Here is a 2,573-nt window from a genome sequence, read left to right as displayed (position 1 = left end):
CTTCTTGAGTACGTCTAAAATCAAAATATCTGACTTGCGGGTTCTGATGCACATCGTTCCACCAGTATTGCCCTTTAATCACGACTTTTCCATCAAATGTGGCCACAAAATCATCAATTCTGATATGTAAGCCTATTACAGGGTACATTTGTGAATACATATCATCGGGGATCATAAAAATGTTGCCGGCCTCCCACAAAGCGTCTCTCAGTGCCCGTTGAAACCCTGTGGCCATAGGCTCTGCCCATACATGATTTTGTGAAAAGTAGAGGGTAGAGGAGCCGGTTTGCATGGCCAATGAACGCTGTGCAAGATAATCTGGTAATACGATTTGTTCAATTCTTACGTAGTATTTTGCTGTCGTAGCCGAAGGCGATATGGACGAGGAGGGGGCATGCAGCACATAGTACTGCAAGGAAGCCGGTGACGAACTACAACCGGCTAATAATACAATGCACAAAAAAAGTGATAGGGATCTAATTGTCATGATTTTGGCCTTTTGCTGCGGCGCGAGGTTGCCGATCTTCTTTACTGTTGTCTGAAAAAATTAATCCGTTGGGTTTTTGATTAAGCTGTATCAATAGCGGCTGGATGTTGCGCAAGGTTTCTTGCATCGCATCTACAGTTTCTTTTATTTCCCCTTTACTTAATCCACCTTCGGAATAATTCTTCACTAGCGCTGAGACATTTACCAATACCTCATTTAAATTATCATTCAATGCTTTGGCATCAATGTCATCCATAAGCACATCAAAATCGTTACTGGCGGTTTCAACTCGGTTAGCCGCACTTTTTAAATCGCTAATGACATTAGTGACGTTTGTGACGAGTTCTTCTAATGGCAATTTATTGATTTTATCCAGTATTGCATCTGCTTTTTGGGTTATTTGCGTAAACTCGTTAGAGACGGTGGGAATGATCTCAATGCCATTGATGCTTTTTACCGGTGAAGGCTTAGCGCTGCTGTCGTGTTGTAAATCGACATAGAGGCCGCCGGTTAAGACATTGCCCATCCGTAAGGTGGCTCGCAGATCCTGCTGGATCCACTGATGCATAGCATCCTGAATGGCCGTTAAGCTTTCCTGGTTATCTTGCTGTAATACCTTGCCTGGATATATCCGTATTAAAACGGGGATGGGGTAGTTTTCGTCCAGAATGTTACCATCGATTAATTCGATGGGATTAATTTTAACCACTTCTCCCACTTCGATGCCGCGATATTCCACCGGTGCCCCTTTTGTTAGGCCTCTCACCGTTTCGTCGATAAGTAACAGAAAACTGGCGTACAGCTTATATCGGGCATTAGAAGCCTCGTTGTCGTCAGAAAATATACGAAAAGTGGCATTTTCTTTTACCGGATCACCAGAGTCTGAGCCGGCGGGGATGCCAAAGGTCACGCCGTTTGCCAACAAGGTTTCAAGTGAGCCTGTTTCTACTTTCAAACCGCTCGATTTAAGATGAAGCTTCACCCCACTGACATTCCAAAAGCGCGTATTTTGGGTGATGAGTTTGTGGTAGGGCGCTCCAATAAACGCACTGTAATACACTATACGTTCATCAATGTTAAATTCGGCTTCTTCAAATTCACCGACTTTAAACCCTTTATAAATGATGGGATCGCCGGGCTTATAGGCAAATTCATCATTACTTTTTAGTGTGACATGAAGCCCCGGGGTACCTGAAGGCGTAGACGGCGGACGTTCAAGGGCGGTGAAATGAAATTGTTCTTTCCCTGACGCATCGGCTGTCATGGCGATATAGGAACCAGAAAGCAAGGTGTTAAGCCCTGACACCTCAGAAAAGCTAATACGTGGCGCTACAACCCAAAATTGGGTGTTTTCCGTAAGTAGATTGGCCGCGCTGGCATCAATACGCGCCGTCACCAATACGCCGTCTAAATCGGGTTTAAGGACAATTTTCTTTACCTGCCCTATTTCCAGGTCCCGCACTTTAATCGGGGTTTTATTGACTTCTATACCGCTGGCGGATTTCAATTCAAGGGTAATCAGTGGCCCCTGATTTTTCCATTGATACCACACCATCCAGCCACCAATAATTACCGCAATGATAGGGATGAGCCACACTTTCGAGATATGGGTTGTCGATTTTATATTGGCCTCTAGGCTCATGTAGTTTCTTTCCTATTTTGCCAAATCAAGCGATTGTCGAATGTCATTGCCGCCACCATTGTTATAAATACGACCCCACAGAATGCTATTGCTGCCGGTCCCGGATGAATAGCGATGGTGTTTCCCAGTTGTACTAAGGCAACCAGTATTGCAACCACAAAAACGTCTATCATTGACCAGCGTCCTATGCCTTCGGTGAGTCGATAAAAGCGGGTTCTCACTTTCGTTCCTCGGGTCAAACCTTTTTGAACACTTAAGTTCAACCACGTTAGAATGAGTATTTTTGCTACAGGAATCAATACACTGGCGCAAATTATAATTATTGCCACCGGATAATCACCGGATTCCCAAAGCGTAATGGCGCCACCCACAATGGTGCTGGGTTCGTCGCGACCAAATAATTGGGTGTGCATGATGGGTAAAAGATTTGCCGGAATGTACAGC

3 protein-coding genes are annotated in these 2,573 nt (G+C 44.7%); all 3 read right to left on the bottom strand.

Annotation, left to right across the window (positions count from 1 at the left end; translation table 11 throughout):
• Positions 1-487 (bottom strand): PqiC family protein (locus tag V5298_RS20390; protein WP_332933249.1); only part of this gene is annotated, 487 nt, incomplete at its 3' end.
• Positions 477-2,129, bottom strand: a complete 1,653-nt coding sequence (gene pqiB / locus V5298_RS20385) for an intermembrane transport protein PqiB (RefSeq protein WP_332933248.1) — start codon at positions 2,127-2,129, stop codon at positions 477-479. The genes V5298_RS20390 and pqiB, both read right to left, overlap by 11 nt.
• Positions 2,126-2,573, bottom strand: a 448-nt coding sequence (locus tag V5298_RS20380; RefSeq protein WP_332933247.1) for a paraquat-inducible protein A, incomplete at its 5' end; no start/stop codon positions are given. The genes V5298_RS20380 and pqiB, both read right to left, overlap by 4 nt.

The organism is Alteromonas sp. 14N.309.X.WAT.G.H12 (genome assembly GCF_036697315.1).
GTDB lineage: Bacteria > Pseudomonadota > Gammaproteobacteria > Enterobacterales > Alteromonadaceae > Alteromonas.
Note: the sequence above shows the minus strand (reverse complement) of the source record. Positions and strands in the feature narration are given on the sequence as shown.

What these genes read in the sequence shown, in the direction of transcription:
- pqiB (WP_332933248.1), bottom strand. Translation starts at nt 2,129, where the DNA reads ATGAGCCTAGAGGCCAATATAAAATCGACAACCCATATCTCGAAAGTG.